At 50.8% G+C, this 4,378-nt stretch carries 4 protein-coding genes; 2 read left to right on the top strand and 2 right to left on the bottom strand.

The annotated features are described in order from the left end of the window. Positions 1–105 precede the first annotated feature (105 nt). A complete protein-coding gene (locus tag C8024_RS04325; RefSeq protein WP_254305548.1) occupies positions 106–435 on the top strand; it encodes a relaxase domain-containing protein in 330 nt (109 codons plus the stop codon). A gap of 63 nt (positions 436–498) precedes the next feature. Further along, positions 499–2,427: an AAA family ATPase gene (locus C8024_RS04320; protein WP_173203103.1), complete on the top strand. Its 1,929-nt coding sequence runs from the start codon at positions 499–501 to the stop codon at positions 2,425–2,427. A gap of 23 nt (positions 2,428–2,450) precedes the next feature. Here C8024_RS04320 and C8024_RS04315 read toward each other — a convergent pair whose 3' ends face one another. Next, on the bottom strand, positions 2,451–3,086 hold the full coding sequence (locus C8024_RS04315; protein WP_173203101.1) for a S24 family peptidase: 636 nt from the start codon (positions 3,084–3,086) through the stop codon (positions 2,451–2,453). A 478-nt stretch (positions 3,087–3,564) separates the two neighbouring features. Next, positions 3,565–4,378 (bottom strand): hypothetical protein (locus tag C8024_RS04310; protein ID WP_173203099.1); only part of this gene is annotated, 814 nt, incomplete at its 5' end.

Genomic DNA, 4,378 nt, shown 5'->3' with positions numbered 1-4,378 from the left:
AGGCCCGGACGCCAAATGGCGCGCGCTTCATAATGACAAGCTATGGTCGAATAACACGCTTCTAAACAGTATGACCGTGGCGCGCTTTCGTCTTGAAGTTGAAAACTGGGATATCAGCCCGCCCATCAAGGCAAACACGGTAATTTTGAAGCAGCGGGCATTTCGCGCGAAGCGGTCATGGCCTTTTCGACCCGCCGACAGGAGGTGCTTGATGCGCGCCGGGGTCCAGGACTCGAAGCTGGCAAGATTGCCGCTCTAGCAAGCCGCGCGCCCAAAGAAACTATCAAGGACAGGGATGCTTTGTCCGCGACTTGGCAGGAAGCAGCAAAGGCGATGGAGCTCGATCTTGGCGAGTTGATCGACAAAGCGAACATTCGCGCAGCTGGTTTGGAGATTGATCAAAACCCGAATCTATCACTGGCGCAAAAGGGATGATTTTCCTGCGGGCGTTGCCGAAAAATTCAAGGATATGGGCCAAAGCCCTCCGCAGATCCTTTGATGCCAGCGCATATCCTGAACAAACCCCGCGAAGAGATTGCCGCAGCGCAGGCGGCCGCTTCAGCCATTCGCCATCTGAGCCAGCGCGAAGCAGCATTTGGGGTTTATGATGTTTATAAGACTGCTTTGGATTTTGGCCTCCCGACATCAATTGCCCATGTTGAACGCCGCGTCAGGGCACTTGTCAGGGAAGGTGAGCTTGTTCGGGGCAAAGGACGCGACCGCGATTTTGTCACCACGCGCGATGCCTTGCAGATCGAGCAGCGCATCATTGGACAGGTCGAAGCGGGCAGGGGCAAGTCAGAGCCTATTTTGTCATCGGACATGGCAGGCGAGCAGTTGCAGGCGGTCGCGGGATTGAAATTCGGCATGACACTTAACAAAGGCCAAGAATCCGCAGGGCGGATGATATTATCATCGTGCAACCGTATTATCGCAGTGCAGGGCATTGCAGGTGCAGGCAAAAGCAGCCTTCTCAAACCCGTCTCGCAGCTTCTTGGCGAGAATGGCAAAACGGTTCTGGGGCTCGCCGTCCAGAATACGCTCGTCCAGATGCTTGAGCGCGATACCGGGATTGCGTCGATGACTTTGGCGCGCTTCATTGGAAGTCATAAAAACCTTCTTGAGGAGGGAGCCGATAAAAAGGCTCTTATGGAAGCCAAAGCTGCCATGAAAAACCATGTGCTGGTTCTCGACGAGGCCTCGATGGTCTCCAATGTCGAAAAAGAAAAGCTGGTCCGGCTCGCAAACCTCCTTGAGGTCGACCGTCTGGTTATGATTGGTGACAAGAAGCAGCTCGGCGCTGTCGATGCTGGCAAGCCCTTTGCGCTTGTACAGGCATCGGGCATTGATACCGCCAAAATGATCACCAACTTGCGCGCGCGTGATAAAATATTACGCCGCGCGCAATATTCAGCCCAGGCCGGAAATATCGGCGAGGCCATGTCCTATTTGAAGGATCATATTATCGAAACCAAAGAGGGCAGCGCCCTCATCGCTGCCGAACGTTGGCTTGCGCTCTCTCCCCGGGAACGACAATCTACTGCCATTTATGCGTCGGGGCGGGCGCTGCGCACCGATGTCAATGAAGCGGTCCAGACCGGGCTTAAGCAGAACAATGAACTGGGAAAACGCGGGCTGGATCTTGAAACATTCTCCCGCGTCAACAGCACCCGCGAAGAACTGCGTTATATTCATAGCTATAAGCCGGGCATGATGATTGAATTGAAAGCGCCGGACAGAAGTCAGCGTCTTGGCAAAGGGCAATTTGATGTGATCTCGGTAGATGAGCGCGCAAAGCAGCTTGTGTTAAAAGATCGCAAGGGCAGGGAGCGCAGCTTCCAGGTTGGCAAACTGCGCGCCAATGCATCTGAAGATCAGATCGCACTATATGAAAAGAAGCAGCTCGATATTTATGCCGGTGATAAAATCCGCTGGACCGACAGTGATCATAAACGCGGGCTGTTCAATGCGGATCAGGCCAATATTACAGCAATAGATAATGATCATGTTCACTTGCGAACTTCTTCGGGCATCGAGCATCGGTTGCCCCATAAAGATCCCATGCTAAAACGCATTGATTTGGCTTACGCACTCAACGCCCATATGGCCCAAGGGCTAACTTCTGATCGCGGGATTGCCGTCATGGACAGCCGCGAGCGTAATCTTTCCAACAAGCAGACGTTTCTGGTGACGATTACCAGATTGCGGGATGGATTGACGCTCATCGTTGATAACCGCGAGAAACTGGAAACGGCAGTCGAGAAAAATGACGGCGCAAAAACATCTGCGCTCGAAGTGACCCGGCGTCTTGGTAAAGCCGCCGCCACGGGTCTTGCGAAAGGAAATGAAACCACGGTCAAAGAACCGCAAAAGGATCAGCGAGAACTTGAAAAAGAGCATAGCAAGCCATTGGATATGGGGATTTAGGCTAGTTTAGACTAATATTCTTCTCAAAGCGCACGACCAAACCAAAGCACGCGGCCTGCGATATGGACGGTGCTGCGATCAATATCCTCCCAGGTCGGATAGGTCGGGTTATCGCTGGCAATGGTAATGAACGGACTGTCAGGACGCAGCGCAATCCGCTTGACCACCAGCGTATCATCGATCCGCATAACATAGATCCCATCGCGGAGCCGTGAACCATGGTCGGAAGCATCCACGAGAACGTCATCGCCGTCCGATAGAGTTGGTTCCATGGAATCGCCCATGACGCGGACGACCGAAAGACTGACGCCCCTAGCCGGAGTCAGTTTGCGCAGCCAGCGTTCATCGAACGAGAACCGCGTTTTCCTATCCTCACTTGTCGCTAGCGCGCCATGTCCTGCAGAAACATTGACATCGAGTACGGGGACTTCGACCATTCCGTCACTGCCAGTTGGCGGCGGCCCGCCCAACAGTTGTTCGTCAATACCGTAAAAGCTCGCCAGCCTAAGTCTGTCCTCCGGGTCCAGCTTGCGCGGCGAACCCCGCTTTATGAATTGCTGGATATAGGCGGCATTACGGCCAAGCATTTTTGAGAGACCGGAATAATCATCCCCGTTTTCGCGGATCAGCCGGTCCAGATTTTCTCGTACATCATCCATCTTTTGTGCCTTTCGACCCCTCAATAGGATTTATCCTAGACAATATGCAATCTTCCTAATAGGAACATAACAAGAACACAAGGAATTTATGATTCTAGGAGGCCTCATTTGAAACTGTTGGATCGTATCGAAATGCACTTGAAAGAGACACATATGTCACCGACGCGGTTTGGCAGCGCGCCGTGGGTGATCCTCGGTTTGTTTTGGATTTGAGGGAAGGTCGAAGGCCGCGGGCTAAGACGTTGGCGAAAGTGGAGGATTATTTGCGCAAAGACGGGATGAATCAGTGTGAAAGCGGTTAAGTTTACAACCCATAAACAGCATGGTAAATCTGGATATTCGGCGAGAGTTTAGAACTCCACACAATTTAGTTAATCTATTCGCATCATTCTGAGTTATCGCGATAGGTGGCAGTACCAACTCATGTCAGCAAGGGGCCCCGGCATTGAAAACTGATCGCTACGGCTCAAGACGGATTTCAGTAACCGACGATATCAGATAACATTACTATTCGTGTGCCGCCAATACCGCTTGATGCAGAAAAGTTGTAACGTTGAGGTTCAGCATAAATGATTTGAATGTCTGGGAATGCCAGTGCTGCGCCAAAGGCGCCTAATAGTTGCTCCTTAGTCCCATTGGGAGCTATAAAAACATTATGTGTATCGGCATATTCACATCGAATGCGTGCTATTTCATCTCTGGATGCCATCCAATCATGATGCCCAATTTCACAGTATGATTTAGTTTTACCTTGAAGATCCAAAAGCAAGGTAGCGTTGTTTTCTATAAATGCCCCGTAGCTGCGTGCATTGTGCTGCATTTTACTTTGACCTAGTATCACTACTAAATCAGGTTCAAGCGAGTTCGTAATGATCTTCGGCCGCTCATATTCATGCCCAAGCTGAAGTATCAGAAGGCAGTCCAAGTGCGGACGTTGATGTCCATTAAAACCAATTACTGGCTCAATTCGCTTTACTCCCCGAGAAAGCCATTGTTCACCATCATCCCGCTCGGTTGCATATTCCCCAGGGGACGTCACTGCGATTGATATATCGTGGGGTGATAATTTTCTTCGCAAATAATTCATTGCGATGAGGAGCCGATCACGAGGAAAAGTGCTAACATCAATGACGGCTTTAGAAACGTTAGAAAACCCAGTGTATGCTGCGTCGAGCTGACTTAGAAATTCGATTTGGCGCGATCGGTCGATTATGACATCTTTGATATTGGCTTTACCCTCTCGCTCTATTTCGGACTTTAGAAAAGCAAAATTTTCTCGGTAACTACGATTT

Source organism: Sphingopyxis sp. BSNA05, from assembly GCF_013265645.1.
Lineage (GTDB): Bacteria > Pseudomonadota > Alphaproteobacteria > Sphingomonadales > Sphingomonadaceae > Parasphingorhabdus.
Note: the sequence above shows the minus strand (reverse complement) of the source record. Positions and strands in the feature narration are given on the sequence as shown.